Below are 23,252 nucleotides of genomic sequence, written 5' to 3'. Positions count from 1 at the left end.
GTCCTCGAATCAGTGAACGTCTTTTGAAGCGCCATTCTCCCACCGCGCGGAGCGTACGTGTGACGCGAGGGCTTCGCGCAGCTGGTCACTGGCCATGCGCAGGCGCTCGCGGCCCGGTATGCCGTCAGGGACGTCGAGCTCGAAGGGCTCGCCGAAGACGACGTCGAGCGTGCTCCAGGGCCGTGGCCACGCGTCGGCCGACCTGCCCGGGACCCGGGTGCCGCGGACGGCGACGGGCACCAGCGTCGCGCCGGTGCGCAGCGCGATCCAGGCGGCGCCCTGGTTGACCTGCTCGACCTCGCCGCCGCCGCGGTTGCCCTCGGGGAAGATCCCGACCGCTCCCCCGCGCTCGAGCACGGCTGTCGCCGTCGTCAGTGCGGCCCGGTCGCCCACGGTGCGGTCGATCGGGATCTGTCCGACGTTGCGGATGAGCCAGCCGAAGAAGCCCTTGAAGGCCTCCTTCTTGACGAGGAAGTTGGCGGGCCGAGGCGAGAGCGAGAAGACGAACGGCCCGTCGAGGAAGGCCGCGTGGTTGGCGACGAGGATGACGGGGCCGGTGAGCGGCACCCGGTCGGCATGCCAGGCCCGACCGCGGTACAGGGTGTGGAAGATGCCGATGCCGATCCAGCGACCGACGACGGCCCGACGAGGGTGCGGCGCGAGCGCGGTGCCCGAGCCGGCTGGTGCGGACTCGGGGCTCATGCTCGGGCCGCCTCGACGACCTGCAGCACCGCCGCGACCGAGCCGTCGAAGTCGAGGTGCGAGGTGTCGATCGTCGTCACGCCGTCGGCCGCCACCGTGAACTCCGACACGGCCGAGTCGGCCCGGTCGCGGTCGACGATCTGGGACCGGGTCGCGGCCACGGCGGCGGCGTCGGCTGCTCCGTGCAGCTCCGTGGAGCGGCGCGCCAGTCGTGCCTCCTCGGACGCGGTCAGCAGGATGCGTACGGGAGCGTCCGGTGCGACCACGGTCGTGATGTCGCGTCCCTCGGCGACCACGCCACCCTGTGTTCGCGCCGCCTCCGAGATGAGTCGGCGCTGCAGGACCCGGAGGATCTCGCGCACGGGGATGACGGCAGCCACGGCCGAGACGTTGGTCGAGATGCGCGTCTCGCGGATCGCAGCAGCGACATCCGTGCCGTCCACCGAGACCGAGGGCGCGTCGGGATCGGTGCCGATGGTCAGCGGAAAGCGTTGTGCCGCATCGGTGACCGCGTCGGCGTCGGTGAGGTCCACGCCCTCGTGGAGGCACCACCACGTCAGGGCGCGGTACATGGCGCCGGTGTCGAGGAAGCCGAAGCCGAGAGACCGCGCGACCTGCTTGCTGACGCTCGACTTGCCGGAGCCGGAGGGCCCGTCCACGGCGACGACGAATCCGGACAGATGCTCCTCGGGGGTCTGCGGCATGCGGACGACGATAGTGCCTCGACCGGCCCCGTCCGGGGTCCGCCCGCGAGCCGGGACTCAGTCGTGGACGCGCCACCCGAGCCGGGCCAGCTCGGCTCGCAGCGGCTCGACGGAGGCGGGGACGACGGAGATCTCGGCGATTCCGACGGCCTGTCCGAGCCCGTGCTCGAGGTGGAGGTCCTCGAGGTTGATGCCGGCTTCCCCGACGTCGGTGAGCAGCCGCGCGAGCGACCCCGGCTCGTCCGGGACCACGACGGAGACGACCTCGTATGCCGCGGGCGCAGCGCCGTGCTTGCCGGGGATCCGCGCGTGGCCCAGGTTGCCGGCCTCGAGGACGTGGCTCAGGGTGCCGAGCGCGCCGTCCCCGTCGGCGTCCACGAGCGAGTCGAGCGCGCCGACGACGTCGTCGACCTGGTCGCGGACGTGACGGAGGACGTCGCGCACCGCCGGCGCGTTGCCGGCCAGGATCTGGGTCCACAGGCGGGGGTCGCTGGCGGCGATCCGGGTCACGTCACGCAGCCCCTGTCCTGCGAGCCCCACGGCGGACTCGGGCAGCTCGCGCAGACACGCGGCCACGATGCTCGAGGCGAGCTGCGGCACGTGCGACACGGCAGCGACGGCCTCGTCGTGCTCGTGCGCCGGCATGACGCGGACGGCTGAGCCCACGGCGAGCGCGAGCTCGCGCACCCGACGAACCGCCGCGTCGGTCGACGCCTCGTGGGGGACGACGACCCAGGCGCGGCCGTCGAAGAGGTCGGCCCTGGCAGCCGCCGCTCCCGAGCGCTCCCGTCCGGCCATCGGGTGGGAGCCGACGTAGCGGCTCGAGTCGGCTCCCGAGTCGAGCACGACGCGCAGCACCGACTCCTTGACGGAGGCGACGTCGGTGACGACCGCATCGGGCCACCGGTCGAGCGCGGAGACGACGACGCGGGCAGCGACGTCGGGCGGTGCGGCGACGACGACGACGTCGGGAGCGTCGGTCTCGTCGTCGGCGACGTCGCCGGCCTGCAGGTCGCGGGCCAGACGGACGGCCGTCGGGGACGGGTCGTCGAGCGACACGCGAAAACCGCTGTGGGAGAGGGCAATCCCCAAGCTGGTCCCGATCAGCCCGGTGCCGACGATGCGGACGTGCGTGGTCACCACGCCAGCGTAGCGACCACGATGTCACCCAGCCGGGACATCCGGATCACAGACCAGCGGCCTTGTAGAGCGCGCCGATCTCTGCCTTGTTGAGCCGACGCGTGCGCCCGGACTTGAGGTCGGCGAGACGGATCGGGCCGACCTCGGTGCGCACCAGCTCGAGGACCGGGTGTCCCACCGCCTCGAGCATCCGTCGCACGACGTGCTTGCGCCCCTCGTGCAGCACCACCTCGACCATGGCCTTGCCGGGCTGGTGGTCGACGATCCGGAACGAGTCGACGCTCACGGGGCCGTCCTCGAGCTCGACGCCCTCCCGCAGCCGCTTGCCGACGTCACGCTGCACCGGCCCACGGATCGTCGCCACGTAGGTCTTGAGGACGCCGTACGCCGGGTGCTGGAGCCGGTGGGCGAGATCCCCGTCGTTCGTGAGCAGCAGCAGGCCCTCGGTGTCGGCGTCGAGGCGGCCGACGTGGAAGAGCCGCTGCTCGCGGTTGCCGACGTAGTCCTCGAGGGAGATGCGGCCGAGCTCGTCGTGCATCGTGGTCACGACGCCCTTGGGCTTGTTGAACGCGAGGTAGACGCGGTCCTCGTCGAGGTTGACGCGCACGCCGTCGACGTGGACGACCTGGGTCTGCGGGTTGATGCGCACGCCCAGCTCGGTGACGACCTGCCCGTCGACCTCCACGCGACCCTGCTCGATGAGGTTCTCACAGACGCGGCGCGAGCCGACGCCTCCGGCCGCCATGAGTTTCTGGAGACGCACGCCCTCGGGATCGTGGACGTCGATCTCGGGAGCGGCCTTGCGGTCGGGCAGCTTGGTGGGCTGGCTCGCCTTGGTCGAGCCGGCGAAGCGCGGGCCGGCGGACTTGCCGCCTCCACCGCTGCGGCCGCCCGCGACCGGTCGACCGGTGCGACCCTTGGTCCCGGAGCCGCCTCGTGCGGCGGCGGGGCGGCCACGCCGCGCGCCCCCGGGGCCGCCGGACGAGCCGGACCCCTTCTTGCGCGGCTGGCGGGGAGACCTGGAGTACTCGCTCATGCGTGTCCTTCCTCGATGAGCTCGTCGATGACGTCGGCGTCCGGTAGGTAGGGCGCGAGCGCCGGGAGGTCGTCGAGTGACGACAGCCCCATGCGTTGGAGGAAGTAGGGCGTCGTGCGATAAAGCATCGCACCGCTCTCCCCGAGGTCCTCGACCTCTTCGATGAGGCCGCGCGACGTCAGCGTGCGCACGACACCGTCGACGTTGACACCGCGGACGGCACTGACCCGGGCCCGGGAGACGGGCTGGCGGTAGGCGATGACGGCGAGCGTCTCGAGGGAGGCCTGGGTCAGCTTGGCCTGCTGGCCGTCGAGGACGAACTTCTCCACGACGGGCGCGAAGTCGGACCGGCTGTAGACGCGCCACCCGCCCCCGACGCTGCGCAGGGTGAACCCGCGCTGCGCGGCGGCATACTCCTCCTCCAGCGCGTGCAGGTGGCCTTGCACGTCCTCGACGGGCAGCTCGAGCGCCGAGGCGAGCGCGACCTCGGTCACGGGTTCGTCGACGACCATGAGCACGGCCTCCAGGGCCGAGCGGGCCCCGCCCGGGAAGTCGTTGATGTCGAAGGCGATCTGCTCGTCGGCACCGCCCAGGTCCTCGCGGTCATCGAGCGCCTCGGGCTCGGCGGGCTCGCCCGTCCCTTGCGCCGACTGGTCACTCATCGTCTGCTCCTGTCCGTGGGGCGGCGGCGCCACCCGGCTCGTCGATCTCCCGCGGGTCGCTGGTCTCGTGCCGGGCGCCGCCATCGCTGTCGTCGCTGACGTCGTCATCGTCCTCGTCGTCGCCGTCGTCGCCGTCGTCCTCGTCGAACTCGTCGTCGATGGCGATGTCGCCCACATCCGTGCCGGTCCAGCGGATGTCGAGCTCCCCGAGCGCCTCGGCCTGCTCGAAGGCGATGGCGGCCTCCTTGAAGAGCTCGAGCAGCGCGAGGAACCGGGCGACGATGACGAGCGTGCTGTCGGCATCGGCGACGAGGCTCCGGAACGAGACCTGGCCGCGGTGGCGCAGCCGGTCGACGATGATCGCGGCCTGCTCCCGGACGCTGACCTGGGGCGTGTGCAGGTGCTCGAGGCCGACGGTGGGCGCGACCTTCGGCGTCATCGCCCGCGCGGCGATCATCGCGAACTGCTCGGGCGTCACGGCGATGACGAGCTCGGGAAGCAGCTTGGCGAACTCGGGCTCGAGGCCGGCCTGGCGCGGCGTGATGCGCCCGGCCGTGGCCATCCGGTCGCGGAAGGTGTTGGCGATCTCCTTGTAGGCGCGGTACTGCAGCAGCCTGGCGAAGAGCAGGTCGCGTGCCTCGATGAGTGCCAGGTCCTCGTCGTCCTGCGGTCCCGCCGACGGCAGCAGGCGTGAGGCCTTGAGGTCGAGCAGGGTGGCGGCGATGAGCAGGAACTCGGAGGCCTGGCCGAGGTCCCAGTCGCTGTCGGTGGCCTGGGCCGCCTTGATGTGGGCGACGAACTCGTCGGTGACCTTGGCCAGGGCGACCTCGGTGATGTCGAGCTTGTGCTTGCTGATGAGGCCGAGCAGCAGGTCGAAGGGCCCCGAGAAGACGTCGAGGTGCACCTCGAACGGCGCCGACGACCGGCGCGTGATGACGCCGCCGGGGGTCAGCTCCTCCGTCGGGGCGGCCGGAGCGGCAGCCCCGACCTCGGCGAGTTCGGCGACCGGAGTGACCTCGGCGAGGGCAGCGTCGTCGGCGTCGACCGCGGGGCGGCCGACGGTGTCCTGCTCGGTCATCGAATCACTACGGATCAGGCCGCGGCACCGCGCGCGACGAGCTCGCGGGCGAGCTGGCGATAGGCGTTGGCACCGGAGTGGTCCGAGGAGTACGACGTGATCGGCTCGGCGGCGAGGGTCGCGTCGGGGAACTTCACGGTGCGGCTGATCACGGTGTGGAAGACCTGCTCGCCGAAGTGGTCGACGACGGAGCGCACGACCTCCCGGCTGTGCAGCGTGCGGCCGTCGTACATCGTGGCGAGGATGCCGTCGACCTGCAGGCGGGGGTTGAGCCGGTCGGTGATCTTGTCGATGGTGTCGATGAGCAGGGCGACACCGCGCATGGCGAAGAACTCGCACTCCAGCGGGATGACGACCCCGTGCGCGGCGGTGAGGGCGTTGACGGTGAGCAGGCCGAGCGACGGCTGGCAGTCGATGAGGACGATGTCGTACTCGTCGATGACGGGGCGCAGCACCCGGGCCAGGATCTGCTCACGGGCCACCTCACCGACGAGCTGGACCTCGGCGGCCGACAGGTCGATGTTGGCCGGCACGAGGTCGAGGTTCGGGGTGCGGGTGTGCTGGATGACGTCGTGGATGTCGTGGCCGCGCTCGATGAGCAGGTTGTAGATCGTCGTGTCGAGCTCCTGGGCGTTGACGCCGAGGCCCACCGAGAGCGCGCCCTGCGGGTCGAAGTCGACGACGAGGACCTTGCGGCCCAGCTCGGCCAGGGCCGCACCGAGGTTGATGGTCGTCGTCGTCTTGCCGACGCCGCCCTTCTGGTTGCACATCGCGATGATGCGCGCGGGTCCGTGGCTCGAGAGCAGCCCGGGCTCCGGGAAGTCGGGGAGCGGGCGGCCGGTCGGGCCCATCGCGCCGGATCCGGCGGACTCGGTGCCCGGCAGCTGCGCGACCCGGGGGGTGGCGCTGACCGGGCCGGGTCGGGGCTGTTCGAGGTCCTCGGACCGCACGGACTGCATGGTGTCGTGTGACTCCTCGTTCACCGGGTGTTCTACTCCGCTCGGCGTTGCCCTGAGATGCTGCGGTCAGCCTCGCGCTGATCACGTGTGACCTTATCAGCGGGCGCGGGGGTGGGCGCCCGCATAGACCTCGCGGAGGCGGTGCACCGAGACCATCGTGTAGATCTGGGTGGTCGTGACCGACGCGTGCCCGAGCAGCTCCTGGACGACGCGCACGTCGGCTCCCCCGTCGAGCAGGTGGGTGGCGAAGGAGTGGCGCAGCGTGTGCGGCGACACGTGCTCGGTGAGGTCGGCCCGCTCGCCGGCGCGCTGGATGACCGCCCACGCCGACTGGCGCGAGAGCCGGGCGCCGCGCTGGTTGAGGAAGAGCGCCGGACCGCCCCGCCCGTGCTGGGCGAGGGCCGGCCGGCCGCGCACGAGGTATGCCGTCACGGCCTCCACGGCGTAGCGCCCCACCGGGACGACGCGCTCCTTGCCGCCCTTGCCGCGCAGCCGCACCGAGGCCCCTCCCCCGCTGGCCGGGCCACCTGCGGGGAGGCCGGGGTCGGCCGTCTCGAGGTCGTCGACGTCGAGGCCGACGGCCTCGCTGATCCGGGCGCCGATGCCGTAGAGCAGCTCGAGCAGCGCCCGGTCCCGGAGCGACTCGGGCGTGTCGCCGACCGACGCCGCCGCGAGCAGGCGTTCCACGGCCTCGAGCGGGATCGCCTTGGGCAGCCGTGCGGGCGGCTTGGGCGGGGCGACGTTGGCCGCCGGGTCCCCGGCCGCCTCGCCCTCGAGAGCCAGGAAGCGGTGGAAGCCGCGGACCGCCACGAGGGTGCGGGCCGCGGAGGATGCGGCCAGACCGCGCTCGCGCAGCGACGCGAGGAAGTCGGTGACATCGGCCTCGGTGACCCGGCCGGCCTCGTCGATCCCCTTCGCGGCGAGGAAGGCGGTGTAGGCGCGCAGGTCCCGGGCGTAGGAGGTGAGCGTGTTGTCGGACGCGCCCTTCTCGACCCGGACGTGGTCGAGCCACCCGCGGACGTCGCGCTCGAGGCGCGAGAGCGGTGCCGCGGGTGGCCCGGTGACGACCTGGTCGGTCAGGACAGCGCCTCGTCGAGGCTGACCGACGCCATGCCGTGGGCCTCGGCCACCCCGGCGTACGTGACGTGGCCGTCGTGCGTGTTGAGGCCGAGCCCGAGCGCGTGGTCGGACCGCAGCGCGTCGCGCCACCCCTGGTTGGCGAGCTTCACGGCATACGGCAGGGTCGAGTTGGTCAGCGCGTAGGTCGAGGTGTTGGGCACCGCACCCGGCATGTTGGCCACGCAGTAGAAGACCGAGTCGTGCACCCGGTACGTCGGGTCGGCGTGCGTCGTCGGGTGGCTGTCCTCGAAGCATCCGCCCTGGTCGATGGCGATGTCGACGAGCACGGAGCCCGGCTTCATCTGCGACACGAGCTGGTTCGAGACGAGCTTGGGGGCTGCGGCCCCGGGGATGAGCACCGCGCCGATGACCATGTCGGCCTCTTGCACCTGCTGCTGGACCGTGAGCCGGTTCGAGGCCAGCCCGTGCACCTGGTTCTCGTAGCGCCAGAACGACATCCGGAGCTTGTCGAGGTCGGTGTCGAGCAGGGTGACGTCGGCCCCCATGCCCAGGGCGATGTTCGCAGCGTTCTGCCCCGAGACGCCGGCGCCGAGGATGACGACCTTCGCGTTGGCCACGCCACCGACGCCGCCCATGAGGACGCCGCGCCCGCCCTGCGCGCGCATCAGCGCGTGCGCACCGACCTGGGGCGCGAGGCAGCCGGCCACCTCGGACATCGGGTAGAGCAGCGGCAGGGCGCCCGAGGGCAGCTGCACCGTCTCGTAGGCGATGCCGGTGACCTTGCGCGCCACGAGCTCCTCGGTGAGCGGCTTGTCGGCCGCGAGGTGCAGGTAGGTGAAGAGGGTCAGGCCCTCGTGCATCCGGTGGTACTCCTCGGCCACGGGCTCCTTGACCTTGAGCACCATGTCGGCCTCGCCCCAGACGTCGTCGGCGGAACCGATGACGCGGGCCCCGGCTGCCACGTAGTCGTCGTCGCTGATCTGGGACCCGACGCCGGCGTCCTTCTCGACGAGGACGTCGTGCCCGTTCTCCACGAGCTCGTGGACGCCTGAGGGGGTGATGGCCACGCGGTACTCGTGGTTCTTGACCTCGCGGGGGATGCCGACCTTCATGCTGCTGCACTTCCTTCCGGACTGACTCGGCCACGGCGCCGTTGCCGCGGTGAGAAGGGGCCCTCAGGGGCCGCGAAGCCACTGTATCCGTGGCCGTCACGGCCCGGTCGGCAGCCGGCGAACTCCCCCGGACTCGCCGCGCGCCTGCCGCCGTGCAGGCAGCCGTCGTCGCGCCCACGTGTGCTTTGGCGCCGTCTTCGCCACCATGGGGCGCGTGAAGCTCTACGCAGACACCCCGGCCCGGCGCACGCGACAGATCCTGTCCGACGTCCTCCTGCTGCTCTGGATCGGGCTCTGGGTGTATGCCGGTCGCCAGGTCCACGACACCGTGGAGCAGCTGCGCGCGCCCGCCGACTCGATCACGTCGGCGGGCCGGTCGGTCAACGGCGCCCTCACCGGCGCGGGCGATCAGGCCGGGCAGATCCCGCTCGTGGGCGACCAGCTGAGGACGTGGCTGACCCAGGCCGCAGGGTCGGGCACGACCCTCCAGTCGGCGGGGACGTCCATGGCGGACACCGTCGACAGGCTCGCCCTGGGGCTCGGCCTCGTGATGGCGCTCGCACCCATCCTGGTCGTCCTCGCCGTGTGGCTCTACGTCCGAGTTCGCTTCGTGCGCAACGCGACCCAGTCGCAGCGCTTCATCGACGCCGGTGAGGACCTCGACCTCTTCGCGCTCCGGGCCATGTCGAACCAGCCGATGCGGGCGCTGGCACGAGTGTCCGAGGACCCGGCAGGTGCCTGGCGGCGACAGGACCGAGACGTCATCCGGCGCCTTGCCCTGCTCGAGCTGCGCGACCAGGGCCTGCGCCCACCGCCCGGCGCCTGACCCCCTCCTCCCGTCGAGTACTCAGTCGACGCGGGTGACCTGCGGGACGAGGTCCTCGGCCGGCGGGGTCCACGACTCGGCGGACGCCGGGACCTGCTCACCCGAGCGGATGTCCTTGACCTCGTCGCCCGATCCGGCCGCGCCGGGGAACCAGACGTACGGGATGCCTCGCCGCTCGGCGTAGCGGATCTGCTTGCCGAAGCGGGCCGCCGAGGGGGCGACCTCGCAGGCGATGCCGCGTCGGCGCAGCGCCGTCGCCACCGCGACCGCGCCCTCGCGCGACTCGTCGTCGGTCAGGGCCACGAGCACGGCGGCGGGTGTCGACCGGGACGCGGTGACGAGCCCGCGACCGATGAGCAGGCCGAGGATGCGGGTCACGCCGATCGAGATGCCCACGCCGGGGTAGGTGTTCCTCCCGTCGCTGGCGAGGGCGTCGTAGCGCCCGCCGGAGCAGAACGAGCCCCACGACTCGTGACCGATGAACTGGGTCTCGTAGACGGTGCCGGTGTAGTAGTCGAGGCCGCGCGCGATGCGCAGGTCAGCGACGAGCTTGCCCGGGGCGTGGGCCATTCCGGTGCGGATGACGTTCGCGAGGGACTCGATCCCCTCGTCGAGCAGCGGGTGCTCCACACCGAGCGCGCGCACCTGCTCGACGAAGCCGAGGTCGGTCGAGCGGACGCCGGCGAGTGCGAGGCACTGGTCGGCCTGCTCGGGCGTCGTACCCGACTCGACGAGCAGCGCCTTGACCTTCTCCGGTCCGAGCTTGTCGAGCTTGTCGACGATCCGCAGGGTCCCGATGACGTCGGTGATCCCGATGCCCTGGTAGAAGCCGTTCGGGATCTTGCGGTCGTTGACCTGGATGACGAACTCGCCGACCGGGAACTTGCTGAACACGTCGGCGATGACGAGCGGCATCTCCGCCTCGAAGTGCGGCGAGAGCTGGCCCACGTCGACGACGTCGATGTCGGCCTGGGTGAACTCGCGGTAGCGGCCCTCCTGGGGCCGCTCGCCGCGCCAGGCCTTCTGGATCTGGTAGCGCCGGAACGGGAAGGCCAGCTTGCCGGCGTTCTCGAGGACGTAGCGGGCGAACGGCACCGTCATGTCGAAGTGCAGGCCCCAGCGGGCGTCGTCGTCGGCGCCACCGGCGAGGCGCGACACGGCGTAGATCTCCTTGTCGGCGTCCTCGCCCTGCGCGCTGAGCCGGTCGATCGGCTCGATGGACCGGGTCTCGACGGAGGAGAACCCGTGCAGCTCGAACGTCTCCCGGATGACGTCGAGGAACCGCTGCTCGACGATGCGCTCGGACGGGAGGTACTCGGGGAAGCCGCTGATCGGGGTGACCTTGGAGCTGGCCTTGGCAGCGGACTTCGAGGCGGGACGCGTGCTCACGCGGGCAAGTCTCTCAGGTAGGGGTTGGTGGTCCGCTCGTGGGCCATCGTCGTGGCCTGGTAGTGCCCGGGCAGCACGAGCGTCGTGTCGGGCAGGGGCAGCACGACGTCCCGCAGGCTGCGCTGCATCGCGGCGGGGTCACCCCCGGGCAGGTCGGTGCGGCCGACGGAACCGGCGAAGAGGACGTCCCCGGTGACCATCGTGCGGTCGACGTCGACCTGATCGCGGATGCCGTCCGGGACGCGGTCGATGCCGAACATGACCGAACCCTCGGTGTGCCCGGGGGCGTGCAGCACGTCGAACTCCATGCCGGCCAGGGTCAGACGGGTCCCGTCGGTGATCTCGACGACGTTCGTCGGCTCGGTCCAGGTCGCAGCCGCCCCGAACTGCTGCTCGAACATCGCGATGAGCCCCGGGTTGCTGCGCCCGAGCAGGTCGTGGAGTCGGTAGCGGTCGTCGGCGTGGATGTAGGCAGCCGTGTCGGACCCGCAGACCGGCGTCACGGAGTAGACGTGGTCGACGTGCCCGTGCGTCAGCAGCACCGCAGCCGGCCGCAACCGGTGCCCTGTCAGGATCTCGCGCAGCGTCTCCTCGACCCCGACCCCCGGGTCGACGATGACGCACTCCTCCCCCGACTGCGGGGCGAGGACGTAGCAGTTGGTGTCGAAGGCCTGGGCGGGGAACGCGATCGTCAGCACGCTGGGAGCCTAGCGAGGATGCGATCCCGGGCATCCGGCATACGTCCTCGGTGGGCGGCGTCGACCGCTGGGGTATGCCGGGTCGACGCCGTTGGGGGCGCGATCGCGCCTCGGAGCCGAGATGTCACGGACTCGTGACCCCTCCCGCTGCGCCGGCCCCATCGTCGTTCCCTAAAATGACCGGACGCCCGGGGACCGCCCATGTGGCCCGTACGAGGAGAGGTTCGTGACCAAAGAGCAGGAACGCGCACGTGCGCGCCGCCGCCACGAGGAACAGCAGAAGAGCGCCCAGCCGCCGGTGGGCGACTCGACGCGCGACAAGCAGGTCTTCGGTGTGATCCTCGCGGTCATCCTCATCGTCGCAGCCGCCATCGTCGTCCCCAAGCTCGTCGGCAGCTCCGACGCGGCGACGCCCGCAGCCGCCTCGACGACGCCCGCCAGCACCGCGACCGGCACGCCGACCGGCGGACTCGCGGCCGGGCAGAAGCTCGCAGCCGGCTGCACGGCGCCCCCGGCGAACCAGACGGCCCCGAAGCAGCAGAAGGAGGTCCCGGCCAAGGCCACGGCTGCCGGCAAGACCTTCGTCGCGACCGTGAAGACGACGTGCGGCGACCTCACCTTCGAGCTCGACGGCACCAAGGCACCGCAGACCGTCGCGTCGTTCATCAACCTCGCCAAGACCGGCTACTGGGCCCCGAGCCCGTGCCACCGCGTCACCACGGAGGGTATCTACGTCCTCCAGTGCGGTGACCCCACCGGCAGCGGCCAGGGCGGCCCCGGCTACACCTTCGGCATCGAGAACGCCCCCAAGGACGGGAAGTACCCCACCGGCGTGCTCGCCATGGCCCGCACGCAGGACCCGAACAGCAACGGCGGCCAGTTCTTCATCACCTACAAGGAAACCCAGTTGCCCACCGACGGTGGTGGCTACACGATCTTCGGAAAGGTGACCAAGGGCCTCGACATCGTTGACAAGATTGCCGCCAACAAGGCCCTGCCACCCAGCCCGACGGACGGAACCCCCGTCTCCCCGATCAGCATCCTCAGCGTCAGCGTGACGGAGAAGAAGGCATGACCGACATCCAGCAGCCCGAGCCCGACGAGACCACCGACGCCGGGACGGATCCCGGCATCCCGGCTGGCACGTCCCCGGAGGCCGAGGCGCCGGCCCCCGCCACCGAGCCGGAGTCCGCCGAGCCGGCCGGCACCGCGCCGGTCGCTGCGGAGGCCGAGGAGTCGCCGGCGGCCGTCGACGAGACCGCGGACGCCCTGGCCTCGGTGAGCAGCACGGAGGCAGCAGACACTGCCGAGGAGACGGCGACCGAGGAGACGACGACCGAGGTGCCGTCGGCTGAGGTCCCCTCTGCGGCTCCCTCGCCGGCGAGCATCCCCAAGCCGTCGTCGATCCCGACGCCGGCGGCGCTCGCCAAGGCCGTGCCGCACCCCACCGTGACGCCCGCGGCGCCGGCGCTGATCACGACCGACCACTCCGCGTCCGCGGCGTTCGGTCGCGTCGACGAGAACGGCACCGTCTTCGTGCGCACCAAGGACGGCGAGGAGCAGGAGGTCGGCTCCTACCCCGGCGCGACCGACGAGCAGGCGCTGACCTACTTCGCCCGCAAGTACGACGAGCTGTTCGCCTCGGCCGTGCTCCTCGAGCAGCGCCTCTCGCAGCCCGAGGTGCCGTCCAAGGACGTCGCCGAGGGACTCAAGACCCTGGCCGCGCAGGTCAAGGACGCGACCGTCGTCGGCGACCTCGACGCCCTGGCCACCAAGCTCGACGAGATCCAGTCCGGCCTGGCCGCCAAGCGCAACGTCGAGCAGCAGCACCGGGCCGAGGCCCGGGTCGCGGCCACGGCCGAGCGCGAGAAGATCGTCGCCGAGGCCGAGGAGATCGCGGGTCAGCCGGAGAACCGCATCCAGTGGAAGACCAGCGGCGCCCGGATGCGCGAGCTGCTCGACGAGTGGAAGGCCCACCAGCGCTCGGCCACGCGCCTCGACCGCGAGACGGAGTCGAACCTGTGGCAGCGGTTCAGCGCCGCCCGCAACGGCTTCGACAAGGCCCGTCGCAGCCACTTCGCCGGGCTCGACGCGCAGCACGCCGACGCGAAGAGCGCCAAGGAGCAGCTCGTCGCGGACGCCGAGAAGCTCGCGACGAGCACCGACTGGGCGGCCACCGCGGGTGCGTTCAAGCGACTCATGGACGAGTGGCGCCGCGCGGGCCGGGCCAGCCGGTCCGACGACGACAAGCTGTGGGCCCGCTTCAAGGCCGCCCAGGACAGCTTCTTCGCGGCCAAGGACGAGGTCGTCGCGGTCGAGGAGGAGCAGTACCGCGGCAACCTCGCCGTCAAGGAGGCCCTGCTCGTCGAGGCCGAGGCGATCCTGCCCGTCACCGATCTCGAGAAGGCCAAGGCCCAGCTGCGCGTCATCCAGGACAAGTGGGACGCCGCCGGCAAGGTCCCGCGGTCCGACATGGAGCGCGTCGAGAAGGCCATGCGGCGCATCGAGCAGACCGTCCGTGACGCCGACGACCGCCGCTGGAAGTCGAGCAACCCCGAGGTCGCGGCCCGCGCCCGGGCCATGGTCGACCAGCTCGAGCGTGCCGTCGCCGACCTGCAGGACGACCTCGCGAAGGCCGAGGCGTCCGGCAGCGCGAGCAAGGTCAAGAAGGCCCGCGAGGCCCTCGAGGCCCGTCAGGTCTGGCTCGACCAGGCCCGCGCCGGCGTCGCCGAGTTCGGCGGCTGACCGAGGCACCACGCGCACGAGAAGGCCCGCCCCGCAAGCGAACTCGCCGGGCGGGCCCTCTCGTGCGCCACGGTCACATCGTCGACTTGCCGCCGTTGACGCGGTAGACGTCGAAGACGCCGTCGATCCGGCGCACCGCCTTGATGACGTGGTCGAGGTGGGCGGGATCGCCCATCTCGAAGGTGAACCGGGAGATGGCGACCCGGTCGCGCGACGTCTGCACCGAGGCCGACAGGATGTTGACGTGCTGGTCCGACAGGACGCGCGTGACGTCGCTGAGCAGGCGGTTGCGGTCGAGCGCCTCGACCTGCAGCTGGACGAGGAAGACGCTCGCCGAGCTGGGGGCCCACTCGACGTCGATGAGCCGCTCGGGGTTGGCCGTCAGCTGGTCGGCGTTGGTGCAGTCGACGCGGTGCACCGAGACACCGTTGCCCCGGGTCACGAACCCGATGATGGGGTCCCCCGGCACCGGGGTGCAGCACTTCGCGAGCTTGACCCACACGTCGGCGGTCCCGACGACGACGACCCCGGGGTCGCCCGGCTTGCGCCGGCTGGCTGCCCGCGTGGGGACGGTGGCCTCCGCAAGGTCCTCGGTGGCGCCCTCGACGCCACCCATCGACGCCACGACCTTGCCGACGACGTGCTGCGCCGACACGTGTCCCTCGCCCACGGCGGCGTACAGCGCCTCGATGTCCTGGTAGCGCAGGTCGGTCGCGACCGCCGTCATCGACTCGTGGCTCATCAGCCGCTGGAGCGGGAGGTTCTGCTTGCGCAGGGCCTTGGCGATCGCGTCCTTGCCGGCGTCGATGGCCTCCTCGCGCCGCTCCTTGGAGAACCACTGCTTGATCTTGTTGCGGGCGCGGGGGCTCTTGACGAACTGGAGCCAGTCGCGCGAGGGCCCGGCACCGTCGGCCTTGCTCGTCAGCACCTCGACGACGTCGCCGTTCTCGAGCGTCGACTCGAGCGGGACGAGGCGGCCGTTGACGCGCGCACCGATGCAGTGGTGCCCGACCTCGGTGTGGACGGCATAGGCGAAGTCGACGGGCGTGCCGCCCACGGGGAGCGCGACGACCGACCCCTTCGGCGTGAAGACGTAGACCTCGCTGCTGCCCATCTCGAAGCGCAGCGAGTCGAGGAACTCCCCCGGGTCCTCGGTCTCGCGCTGCCAGTCGAGCAGCTGGCGCAGCCACGCCATGTCGTTCTGCGGCGTGATCTCGCCGGGACGCGCGGGACCGCCGCCGTTGTTCTGGTCCTTGTACTTCCAGTGCGCCGCGACGCCGTACTCGGCCCGGCGGTGCATCGTGTGCGTGCGGATCTGGATCTCGACCGGCTTGCCCTGCGGGCCGATGACCGTCGTGTGCAGCGACTGGTACATGTTGAACTTCGGCATCGCGATGTAGTCCTTGAACCGGCCCGGGACCGGGTTCCACCGCGAGTGGAGGGCGCCCAGCGCCGCGTAGCAGTCGCGCACCGTGTCGACGAGCACCCGGACGGCGACGAGGTCGTAGATCTCCTCGAAGTCGCGACCCCGCACGATCATCTTCTGGTAGACGGAGTAGTAGTGCTTGGGCCGACCCGTCACGACGGCCTTGATCTTGGCGGCCGTGAGGTCCTCGGTGACCTGGGCTCGCACGCCGGCGAGGTACTCCTCGCGGGCCGGGGCGCGCTCGGCGACGAGGCGCACGATCTCGTCGTACACCTTCGGGTAGAGCGTCGCGAACGAGAGGTCCTCGAGCTCCCACTTGATGGTGTTCATGCCGAGGCGGTGCGCGAGCGGCGCGTAGATCTCGAGCGTCTCGTTGGCCTTGCGCTTGGCCGACTCGGCGCTGACGTAGCGCCACGTGCGGGCGTTGTGCAGCCGGTCGGCGAGCTTGATGACGAGGACCCGGATGTCGCGCGCCATCGCGATGACCATCTTGCGCACGGTCTCGGCCTGCGCGGCCTCGCCGTAGGTGACCTTGTCGAGCTTGGTGACGCCGTCGACGAGCATCGCGATCTCGTCGCCGAAGTCGCGCCGCAGCTCGTCGAGGCTGTATGCCGTGTCCTCGACGGTGTCGTGCAGCAGCGCCGCCGCGAGCGTCGGGGGCGTCATGCCGAGCTCGGCGAGGATCGTCGTCACGGCGAGCGGGTGCGTGATGTACGCGTCGCCGCTCTTGCGCATCTGCCCCTCGTGCGCGTGCTCGGCGACGGCATACGCCCTCTCGATGACCGACAGGTCGGCCTTCGGGTGGTTCTGGCGGACCGCGGTCATGAGGGGCTCGAGGACGGGGTTGCCGGCCGGCCGGGTGGCCCCGAAGCGAGCGAAACGGGCGCGCACCCGCGACGGGGTGGACAGCTCGTTGCGGACGTCCTCGCTCATGAAGTGAGTCTAGGCCGTCCGTCCGGGATCACAGCGTGAGGATCGCGCTGACGGGCCGGTCCGCGAGACGCTTGCGGCCCTCGAGGAAGGCCAGCTCGAGGACGACCTCGATCGCGGCCACCTGTGCGCCTGCGCGCTCGACGAGCAGTGCGGTGGCCTCGGCGGTCCCCCCGGTCGCGAGGACGTCGTCGATGACGAGGACCCGCTGTCCGGGCTCGAAGGCGTCGGTGTGCACCTCGATCTCGGCCGTGCCGTACTCGAGGGCGTAGGACTCCTTGAGGGTCTCCCCCGGGAGCTTGCCCGCCTTGCGGACCGGCACGATGCCCAGACCCAGCTCGTAGGCCACCGCGGCACCGAGGATGAACCCGCGGGCCTCGATGCCGACGACGACGTCGACCTGCCCGGCGTACCGGCCCGCGATGTCGCGCACGAGCTCGCCGAGGGCGTGGCCGTCCGCGATGAGCGGCGTGAAGTCCTTGAAGAGGACCCCGGGCTTCGGGAAGTCCGGGATGTCACGCAGCTTGCTCGCGACGAGGTCACTGATCTGGCTCACGCCATCTCCTGGTGGTGGTTGGAACGAGCGGTCGAGGGCCGACCGCTCCGATGGGACCGCTGCCGCGGGCCCGTCGTCAGCGCCGCGACTTCGGGGCGCGCTTGGGCTGGTTGCGCGGCCCGGCCTGGGCGTACTTGTGCACCGGACGCGGCATCCCCTCGCCCGTGGCCGACGTCGAGTCCGAAGCCGCCTCGGCCGCCCCGGTGGAGTCGGCGCCGACGACCGCCGGTTCGGGGACGCCGTGGGGAGCCGCAGGGCCCTGCTTGGCGCCGTGGCGCGCGACGTACGCGTCGAGCTCGCGGACCGCGGGCTCGTTGCGACGCAGGTCGACGAGCAGCGGCGTGGCGATGAAGATCGACGAGTAGGCGCCGACGGCGATGCCGATGAACAGCGCGAGCGACAGGTCGAGCAGCGTGCCGGGCCCGAGCAGGGTGAAGCCGACGAAGAGCACGGCGGCGATCGGCAGGAGCGCGACGACGGTCGTGTTGATCGAGCGGACCAGGGTCTGGTTGACCGCGAGGTTGGCTGCCGCGGAGTAGGTCATGCGCTTGGTGCGGAAGGCCTCTGCGGTGTTCTCGCGGACCTTGTCGAAGACGACGACGGTGTCGTAGAGCGAGTAGCCGAGGATCGTCAGGAAGCCGATCATCGACGACGGGGTGATCTCGAACCCGAAGAGCGCATAGATACCGACGGTGATGACGAGGTCGTGCAACAGCGCCACGAGGCCCGAGACAGCCATCTTCCACGTCCGGAAGTAGAGCGCCATGACGATCGTCACGAGGACGAGGAAGACGACGAGGCCCCGGATCGCCTGCTGGCTGACCGACTGTCCCCAGCTGGGCCCGATGAGCGAGGCACTGACCGCGTTCTTGTCGACACCGAACTGCTGGGCGAGCGCCGCACTGGCCTCGTCGGTGCGGTCCGACGCCGCCTCGGACTGCACGCGGACGGTGTCCTGGCCGATGATCGTCGAGATGACGTTGCCCGGGATGCCCGCGGTGGAGATCGCGGACTGCGCCTTCTCCTCGTAGCCCTGGCTGTTGGAGACGCCCTGGACGCGGAACTCGGAGCCACCGCTGAACTCGATGCCGAAGTTCAGGCCCTTGACGAAGATGCCGACGAGGGCGAAGGCGATGAGGACGGCCGAGAGGGCGTACCACGTCTTCTGGCGCTTGATGAAGTCGACCGAGCGCTTGCCGGTGTAGAGGTCGTTCCCGACCTGGGAGAAGTTGATCATGCCTGGGCCTTCCCCTCGGCGATGCGGGCCGAGCCCACGGTGGCGGGCGGGCGCTGGGCGCCGGGTGCCCCGAACTGGCCGCGACCGCGGTAGCGGACCGACTCCTTGGCGCCGAGGCGCTGCGGGTCGAGACCCGACCACTTGTGACCGTTGCCGAAGAACTCCGTGCGGGCCAGCAGCTGCACCGTCGGGTGCGTGAAGAGCATGACGACGAGCAGGTCGATGAGGGTGGTCAGGCCGAGGGTGAAGGCGAAGCCGCGGACGTTGCTCGAGGCCAGGAGGTAGAGCACGACGGCCGCGATGAAGTTCACGCCGTCCGCCGCGATGATCGTGCGCCGCGCGCGCTTCCAGCCGGTCTCGACGGCGGCGACAAGCGGGCGACCGTCTCGCACCTCGTCGCGGATGCGTTCGAAGTAGACGATGAAGCTGTCGGCCGTGACGCCGATGGCCACGATGAGGCCGGTGACCCCGGCCATGGTGAGGCGGAAGCCGTGCGTCGTGCCGAGAATCGTGACCGCGAGGTAGGTGATGACCGAGGCGACGACGAGCGAGGCGACGGTGACGAGGCCGAGCGCGCGGTACTGGAACAGCGAGTAGACGACGACGAGCAGCAGGCCGATGAAACCGGCGAGCAGGCCGATGCGGAGCTGCTCCTCACCGAGCTGGGGGGTGATGTTGTCCTGCGTCTGCAGGGCGAAGGAGATCGGCAGGGCACCGAACTTCAGCTGCTCGGCGAGCTGCTTGGCGGAGTCGATGGTGAACGAGCCGGTGATCGAGGCCCGCCCGTCGGTGATGACGGCACGCGCCTGGGGGGCCGTGATGACGGCCTTGTCGAGCACGACCGCGAACTGGTCGAGGGGCGGCTGGGACTGCAGGCCGTAGAGCCGCTTGGTGACGGCGGCGAACTTGGCCTTGCCGGCGTCCTTGAACGACAGGGCGACCTCGACGATGGAGGTCGGCTGGCCGTTGGGGCCGGGCTGGTAGCCGCTCGTCGCGTCGGCGATCTCGCTGCCGTCGATCTCGCTCGGGCCGAGGACGTATTTCGTGGTGCGGTCCTCGCCACACGTGGCGATGGGCTGCGTGGGGTCGTCCTGGACCTTGTCGACCGCTCCGGGGGTGGAGCAGTTGAGCGCGGTGTATGCCTTGGCGACCTTCGCAGCGGCCGCGTCGGCCTTGGCCTTGTCCCAGCCGAGGCCCACGAGCCCCGTGCTGGCCTGCGTCTTGACTGCAGCCTCGGTCTCTGCCGGGGTCGGGGCTGGAGCCGTCTGCGTGGCCGCCGGTGCCGGCGTCGCTGGGGCGGTCGCCGTGGCTGAAGGCGCCGGGGTGGCCGGCGTCGTGGCCGCACGCAGCGCGTCGGGGACGACGCCGTTCTGCGCGGTCGGGGACGCCGAGGGGCTCGAGGGGGTCGCGGTGCCGCTCGCCTTGGGCGTCCCGGTCGCTGCGCCGGTCGCCGTGCCCGACGGGGTGCCGGTGGGCGTCGCCGTGCCGCTCGGCGTGCCGCCCGGCTTGACCTGGGTGGCGTTGCTGTCGAGGGCCTGGACGTAGACGGCCCGGAAGCGCAGCTGCGACGGCTTCTTGAGCGCGTCGAGCTGCTCGGCCGTCGGCTGCCCGGGGATGGAGACGACGATGCTCTTGCCGCCCTGGGTGGTGATCTCGGCCTCGGAGACCCCGTTGGCGTCGATGCGCTGGCGGATGATGTCGACGGCCCGGTTGACCTGGCCCTCGCTGATCGTCTCGGTGCCGGTGAGCTGGGGCTGGAGCACGAGCTCCGTGCCGCCCTCGAGGTCGAGGCCGAGGCGGGGGGTCATGGACCCGCCGCCCCACTTCGTCAGGCCGACTGCGAGGCCGCCGAGGGCGAGGATGACGACGACGAGCGCCAGGAGGCTCCGTCTCGCCGACTTCTTGGTGGAGCTGCGTGCCACGAAAGCCTCACTGACCGTTCTGCTGGGAGCCCGGGGTCGTACCCGGTGCGTCGTCGGCCGGCGTGGCCGGCGGGGCGTTGGTGGCCGATGCCTCCGGAGTGCCGTCGGTGGCCGCCGTGTCGGACTGCTTCATCGCGATGGCGCGCCGGTCCACGCGGATGGTGGTGCCCTCGGCGATCTCGAGCCACGCGGTGCTGTCGTCGAGATGCGTGACGACGCCGTAGATGCCCGAGGAGGTGACGATCCGGTCGCCGAGGTCGAGGGACGAGCTGAAGTTGCGCATCTGCTTCATCCGCTTGTTCTGGGTGAAGAACAACCAGCCCAGCAGCAGCAGGGGCAGGGCGAAAATCAGCAACGAGAAGCTCCCGTTGTTGTTCATGTCAGCTCAGTCCTTCGTGTCATCGTCCGGCGTTGCACGCGCGCGTCACGACCCGTGCGTCGGGTCGGATGTCGCGTCAACGACCGGGGGCACCGGATGGTGCCGCGGCAGCGGCGATGGTGCCCGCAGGAGTCTACGTGCGCCGGTGCAGTTTGTCAGACCGGATCGGGCCGGTGCGGCGACGTCGAGTGTCACGTTTTGGTCGCATTCGGAGGGGTCCCGTCATTGCGCGAGATCAGCCCTCGAAACGCGCGCCTCCGGCCTCGTCGATCGGCAGCGTGGCGGTCCAGAGCGCCTGCGAGTCCCGGGGCGGGGTGAGGCCGAGGTGCTCCCACGCAAGGCTCGACGCGGCTCGTCCGCGGGGGGTCCGCACCATGAAGCCCTCCCGGACCAGGTAGGGCTCGGCGACCGTCTCGACGGTGTCGGGCTCTTCGCCCACGGCGACGGCCAGGGTCGAGAGCCCGACCGGGCCGCCGTTGAAGCGCCGACAGAGGGCCTCGAGGACTGCGCGGTCGAGGCGGTCGAGGCCGCGCTCGTCGACGTCGAACAGCTCCAGCGCCTGGCGCGCCGCCGAATGCGTGACGCGATCCTCGCCGTGCACCTGCGCCCAGTCGCGGACGCGCCGCAGCAGGCGGTTGGCGATGCGTGGCGTGCCACGGGAGCGCAGCGCGATCTCGCGGATGCCGTCCTCGTCCGCGTCGAGCCCGAGCAGACGGGCCGAGCGGTGCAGGATGGTCACGAGGTCGGCGGCGGCGTAGTAGTCCAGGTGCCCGGTGAAGCCGAACCGGTCGCGCAGCGGTGCAGGTAGGAGCCCGGCGCGTGTCGTGGCGCCGACCACGGTGAACGGCGGGAGCTCGAGTGGGATCGCCGTGGCGCCCGGCCCCTTGCCGATGATGACGTCGACACGGAAGTCCTCCATGGCGAGGTAGAGCATCTCCTCTGCCGAGCGCGACATCCGGTGGATCTCGTCGAGGAAGAGGACCTCCCCCTCGGCGAGCGAGGAGAGCACCGACGCGAGGTCGCCCGCGTGCTGGATCGCCGGCCCCGAGGTGATGCGGATGGGCTGTTCGAGCTCGCCTGCGACGATCATCGCGAGGGTGGTCTTGCCGAGCCCGGGTGGCCCGGAGAGCAGGACGTGGTCGGGTGGGGTGCCGCGTCGCTTCGCGGCCTTGAGGACGAGCCCCAGCTGGTCGCGGACCCGAGTCTGCCCGGGGAAGTCGTCGAGGCGCTTGGGGCGCAGCGCCGCCTCGACCTGGCGCTCGTCGGTGTCGCCGACGGCGTCGACGATGCGCGCGGTCGCGTCGAACGACCCGTCGTCCCAGACCCCGGGCTCAGCGCCGGTGTCGAGCTCCCACGTGCCGTCCGAGCGGTCGACGCTCATCGGCCCAGCTCCTGCAGGGCGGCGCGCAGCAGCGCCGAGACGCCGGCACCCTCGGCGGCCAACGGTGCGACCTTGTCGAGGGCGTCGTCGGCCTGCCGCGCGGTCCAGCCGAGACCGACGAGGGCCTCACGGACCTGTTCGCGCCAGGCCTCGCCGCCGTCGAGGTGGACGGGCTCGGACTGGCCGGCCGATCCGGGCAGCGCGCCGAGCTTGTCCTTGAGCTCGAGGACCATCCGCTCCGCGCCTTTCTTGCCGATGCCCGGCACCTTGGTCAGCGCGACGAGGTCACCGGTGCCGAGAGCCACGCGGACGGCATCCGGCGAGTGCACGGCGAGCACGGCCAGGGCGAGACGCGGACCGACGCCAGACACGGTCTGGACCGTCTCGAAGACGTGCTTCTCGTCGTCGGTGGCGAAGCCGTAGAGCGTCAGGGAGTCCTCGCGCACGACGAGGCTCGTGGCGAGCTCGGTGGGCTGACCCAGTCGGACGGACGTGGCGGTCGCAGGCGTCGTGTGCACGAGCATGCCGACGCCGCCGACGCCGACGACGACGGAGTCGAGGCCGACCTTGAGGACGGTGCCGGAGAGCGAGGCGATCATCGGGGCTGGGCTCCAGAGTGCGGTGGTGGGGTGCGGTCGGGCGAGGTGGGCCGGGCGGCCCTGGAGGTCTGGGTCGACGCGGCCCGCAGCCGCTGCACGGGAGGCGCGGCGCCCGGCGGGACCCGGCGGGGGATGCCGCTCCCCCGCTTGCCGGTGCGCGCGAGCACCTCGAGCCGGGCCTCCTCGAGCCGGTTCTGCGTGCCGCCGCGCCACACGTGGCAGATGGCGAGGGCGAGGGCGTCGGCCGCGTCGGCCGGCTTCGGCGGGGTGTCGAGACCGAGGAGGCGGGTCACCATCGTGGTGACCTGCGCCTTGTCCGCCCGGCCGCTGCCGCTGACAGCGGCCTTGACCTCGGTCGGCGTGTGCAGCGTGACCGGAAGGCCGAGTCGCTCGGCGATGATCATGACGATCCCCGTCACCTGGGCGGTGCCCATGACGGTGGAGACATTGGTGTCGGCGAAGACGCGCTCGATGGCCACGGCCTCGGGACGGTGCCGGGCGAACCACTGCCGCATCTCGTCCTCCACCGCGACGAGACGTCGCGGCGTGGGGTCGCCCGACGGGGTGCGGATGACGCCCACGTCGACGAGGGCGAGCTTGCGGCCCGGCACGCCGTCGACGACGCCCACACCGCACCGCGTGAGCCCGGGGTCGACCGCGAGGACGCGCACGGCATACCTCCAGGTCTGTG

The 23,252-nt window shown here is 71.4% G+C and carries 22 protein-coding genes; 3 read left to right on the top strand and 19 right to left on the bottom strand.

Annotated elements, in window-relative coordinates:
• Nucleotides 1-9: 9 nt before the first annotated feature.
• The 9 genes from AC1DIW_RS11275 to ald all read right to left on the bottom strand — a co-directional run bounded on the left by AC1DIW_RS11275 (nucleotide 10) and on the right by ald (nucleotide 8,473).
• Entirely contained in the window at nucleotides 10-702 is a 693-nt protein-coding gene (locus AC1DIW_RS11275; RefSeq protein WP_478108203.1) for a lysophospholipid acyltransferase family protein, read from the bottom strand.
• Nucleotides 699-1,406, bottom strand: a complete 708-nt coding sequence (gene cmk, locus AC1DIW_RS11270) for a (d)CMP kinase (protein WP_442280780.1) — start codon at nucleotides 1,404-1,406, stop codon at nucleotides 699-701. Before cmk ends, AC1DIW_RS11275 begins: the two co-directional genes overlap by 4 nt.
• Nucleotides 1,407-1,463: 57 nt before the next feature.
• Entirely contained in the window at nucleotides 1,464-2,546 is a 1,083-nt protein-coding gene (locus AC1DIW_RS11265) for a prephenate dehydrogenase (RefSeq protein WP_478108202.1), read from the bottom strand.
• A 46-nt stretch (nucleotides 2,547-2,592) separates the two neighbouring features.
• On the bottom strand, nucleotides 2,593-3,582 hold the full coding sequence (locus AC1DIW_RS11260) for a pseudouridine synthase (protein WP_478108200.1): 990 nt from the start codon (nucleotides 3,580-3,582) through the stop codon (nucleotides 2,593-2,595).
• A complete protein-coding gene (gene scpB, locus AC1DIW_RS11255) occupies nucleotides 3,579-4,244 on the bottom strand; it encodes an SMC-Scp complex subunit ScpB (RefSeq protein WP_478108199.1) in 666 nt (221 codons plus the stop codon). The genes AC1DIW_RS11260 and scpB overlap by 4 nt, the downstream gene beginning before the upstream one ends.
• Nucleotides 4,237-5,322, bottom strand: coding sequence for a segregation and condensation protein A (locus tag AC1DIW_RS11250; RefSeq protein ID WP_478108197.1), 1,086 nt, complete (start codon nucleotides 5,320-5,322; stop codon nucleotides 4,237-4,239). The genes scpB and AC1DIW_RS11250 overlap by 8 nt, the downstream gene beginning before the upstream one ends.
• Nucleotides 5,323-5,336: 14 nt before the next feature.
• Complete coding sequence (locus AC1DIW_RS11245) at nucleotides 5,337-6,173, bottom strand: ParA family protein (protein WP_442280787.1); 837 nt, start codon at nucleotides 6,171-6,173, stop codon at nucleotides 5,337-5,339.
• Between the two features lie 204 nt (nucleotides 6,174-6,377).
• Nucleotides 6,378-7,361, bottom strand: coding sequence for a site-specific tyrosine recombinase XerD (gene xerD, locus AC1DIW_RS11240; protein ID WP_478108226.1), 984 nt, complete (start codon nucleotides 7,359-7,361; stop codon nucleotides 6,378-6,380).
• Nucleotides 7,358-8,473 (bottom strand): alanine dehydrogenase, encoded by a 1,116-nt coding sequence (gene ald / locus AC1DIW_RS11235; RefSeq protein ID WP_478108196.1) that lies wholly within the window; start codon nucleotides 8,471-8,473, stop codon nucleotides 7,358-7,360. The genes xerD and ald overlap by 4 nt, the downstream gene beginning before the upstream one ends.
• A gap of 214 nt (nucleotides 8,474-8,687) precedes the next feature.
• Between ald and AC1DIW_RS11230 the strand changes: the two genes are divergently transcribed.
• Nucleotides 8,688-9,299, top strand: a complete 612-nt coding sequence (locus AC1DIW_RS11230) for a hypothetical protein (RefSeq protein ID WP_478108194.1) — start codon at nucleotides 8,688-8,690, stop codon at nucleotides 9,297-9,299.
• Nucleotides 9,300-9,320: 21 nt separating this feature from the next.
• Here AC1DIW_RS11230 and hisS read toward each other — a convergent pair whose 3' ends face one another.
• The gene (gene hisS / locus AC1DIW_RS11225) at nucleotides 9,321-10,688 is read right to left on the bottom strand and encodes a histidine--tRNA ligase (protein WP_478108192.1); all 1,368 of its coding nucleotides are present in this window, start codon (nucleotides 10,686-10,688) and stop codon (nucleotides 9,321-9,323) included.
• Nucleotides 10,685-11,386, bottom strand: coding sequence for an MBL fold metallo-hydrolase (locus AC1DIW_RS11220; RefSeq protein ID WP_442280772.1), 702 nt, complete (start codon nucleotides 11,384-11,386; stop codon nucleotides 10,685-10,687). The genes hisS and AC1DIW_RS11220 overlap by 4 nt, the downstream gene beginning before the upstream one ends.
• A gap of 226 nt (nucleotides 11,387-11,612) precedes the next feature.
• Here AC1DIW_RS11220 and AC1DIW_RS11215 point away from each other — a divergent pair, with 226 nt between their 5' ends.
• Nucleotides 11,613-12,461 (top strand): peptidylprolyl isomerase, encoded by an 849-nt coding sequence (locus tag AC1DIW_RS11215; protein WP_478108191.1) that lies wholly within the window; start codon nucleotides 11,613-11,615, stop codon nucleotides 12,459-12,461.
• Nucleotides 12,458-14,131 (top strand): DUF349 domain-containing protein, encoded by a 1,674-nt coding sequence (locus AC1DIW_RS11210; RefSeq protein WP_478108190.1) that lies wholly within the window; start codon nucleotides 12,458-12,460, stop codon nucleotides 14,129-14,131. Before AC1DIW_RS11215 ends, AC1DIW_RS11210 begins: the two co-directional genes overlap by 4 nt.
• Nucleotides 14,132-14,204: 73 nt before the next feature.
• On the opposite strand, the gene AC1DIW_RS11205 is transcribed toward AC1DIW_RS11210, so the two are convergent.
• From AC1DIW_RS11205 to ruvC, 8 genes are all read right to left on the bottom strand, one after another.
• Entirely contained in the window at nucleotides 14,205-16,490 is a 2,286-nt protein-coding gene (locus tag AC1DIW_RS11205) for a RelA/SpoT family protein (protein ID WP_442280769.1), read from the bottom strand.
• Between the two features lie 28 nt (nucleotides 16,491-16,518).
• Complete coding sequence (locus AC1DIW_RS11200) at nucleotides 16,519-17,043, bottom strand: adenine phosphoribosyltransferase (RefSeq protein ID WP_442280768.1); 525 nt, start codon at nucleotides 17,041-17,043, stop codon at nucleotides 16,519-16,521.
• Nucleotides 17,044-17,119: 76 nt separating this feature from the next.
• Nucleotides 17,120-18,280, bottom strand: a complete 1,161-nt coding sequence (gene secF, locus AC1DIW_RS11195; RefSeq protein WP_478108187.1) for a protein translocase subunit SecF — start codon at nucleotides 18,278-18,280, stop codon at nucleotides 17,120-17,122.
• Nucleotides 18,277-20,202 (bottom strand): protein translocase subunit SecD, encoded by a 1,926-nt coding sequence (gene secD, locus AC1DIW_RS11190; protein WP_478108185.1) that lies wholly within the window; start codon nucleotides 20,200-20,202, stop codon nucleotides 18,277-18,279. The genes secF and secD overlap by 4 nt, the downstream gene beginning before the upstream one ends.
• A gap of 7 nt (nucleotides 20,203-20,209) precedes the next feature.
• The gene (gene yajC / locus AC1DIW_RS11185) at nucleotides 20,210-20,581 is read right to left on the bottom strand and encodes a preprotein translocase subunit YajC (RefSeq protein ID WP_478108183.1); all 372 of its coding nucleotides are present in this window, start codon (nucleotides 20,579-20,581) and stop codon (nucleotides 20,210-20,212) included.
• Nucleotides 20,582-20,816: 235 nt separating this feature from the next.
• Complete coding sequence (gene ruvB, locus AC1DIW_RS11180; RefSeq protein ID WP_478108181.1) at nucleotides 20,817-21,962, bottom strand: Holliday junction branch migration DNA helicase RuvB; 1,146 nt, start codon at nucleotides 21,960-21,962, stop codon at nucleotides 20,817-20,819.
• Nucleotides 21,959-22,561, bottom strand: coding sequence for a Holliday junction branch migration protein RuvA (gene ruvA, locus AC1DIW_RS11175; RefSeq protein WP_478108180.1), 603 nt, complete (start codon nucleotides 22,559-22,561; stop codon nucleotides 21,959-21,961). The genes ruvB and ruvA overlap by 4 nt, the downstream gene beginning before the upstream one ends.
• The gene (ruvC, locus tag AC1DIW_RS11170; protein ID WP_442280762.1) at nucleotides 22,558-23,232 is read right to left on the bottom strand and encodes a crossover junction endodeoxyribonuclease RuvC; all 675 of its coding nucleotides are present in this window, start codon (nucleotides 23,230-23,232) and stop codon (nucleotides 22,558-22,560) included. Before ruvC ends, ruvA begins: the two co-directional genes overlap by 4 nt.
• Nucleotides 23,233-23,252: the final 20 nt, after the last annotated feature.

It is taken from the genome of Terrabacter sp. 01T434 (assembly GCF_056398545.1).
Note: the sequence above shows the minus strand (reverse complement) of the source record. Positions and strands in the feature narration are given on the sequence as shown.

Bases quoted from the DNA above. Each gene is read 5' to 3' on its own strand.
- AC1DIW_RS11275 (WP_478108203.1), bottom strand. From the start codon at position 702: ATGAGCCCCGAGTCCGCACCAGCCGGCTCGGGCACCGCGCTCGCGCCG.
- cmk (WP_442280780.1), bottom strand. From the start codon at position 1,406: ATGCCGCAGACCCCCGAGGAGCATCTGTCCGGATTCGTCGTCGCCGTG.
- AC1DIW_RS11260 (WP_478108200.1), bottom strand. From the start codon at position 3,582: ATGAGCGAGTACTCCAGGTCTCCCCGCCAGCCGCGCAAGAAGGGGTCC.
- scpB (WP_478108199.1), bottom strand. From the start codon at position 4,244: ATGAGTGACCAGTCGGCGCAAGGGACGGGCGAGCCCGCCGAGCCCGAG.
- AC1DIW_RS11250 (WP_478108197.1), bottom strand. From the start codon at position 5,322: ATGACCGAGCAGGACACCGTCGGCCGCCCCGCGGTCGACGCCGACGAC.
- AC1DIW_RS11245 (WP_442280787.1), bottom strand. From the start codon at position 6,173: ATGGGCCCGACCGGCCGCCCGCTCCCCGACTTCCCGGAGCCCGGGCTG.
- ald (WP_478108196.1), bottom strand. From the start codon at position 8,473: ATGAAGGTCGGCATCCCCCGCGAGGTCAAGAACCACGAGTACCGCGTG.
- AC1DIW_RS11210 (WP_478108190.1), top strand. From the start codon at position 12,458: ATGACCGACATCCAGCAGCCCGAGCCCGACGAGACCACCGACGCCGGG.
- AC1DIW_RS11205 (WP_442280769.1), bottom strand. From the start codon at position 16,490: ATGAGCGAGGACGTCCGCAACGAGCTGTCCACCCCGTCGCGGGTGCGC.
- secF (WP_478108187.1), bottom strand. From the start codon at position 18,280: ATGATCAACTTCTCCCAGGTCGGGAACGACCTCTACACCGGCAAGCGC.
- yajC (WP_478108183.1), bottom strand. From the start codon at position 20,581: ATGAACAACAACGGGAGCTTCTCGTTGCTGATTTTCGCCCTGCCCCTG.
- ruvB (WP_478108181.1), bottom strand. From the start codon at position 21,962: ATGAGCGTCGACCGCTCGGACGGCACGTGGGAGCTCGACACCGGCGCT.
- ruvA (WP_478108180.1), bottom strand. From the start codon at position 22,561: ATGATCGCCTCGCTCTCCGGCACCGTCCTCAAGGTCGGCCTCGACTCC.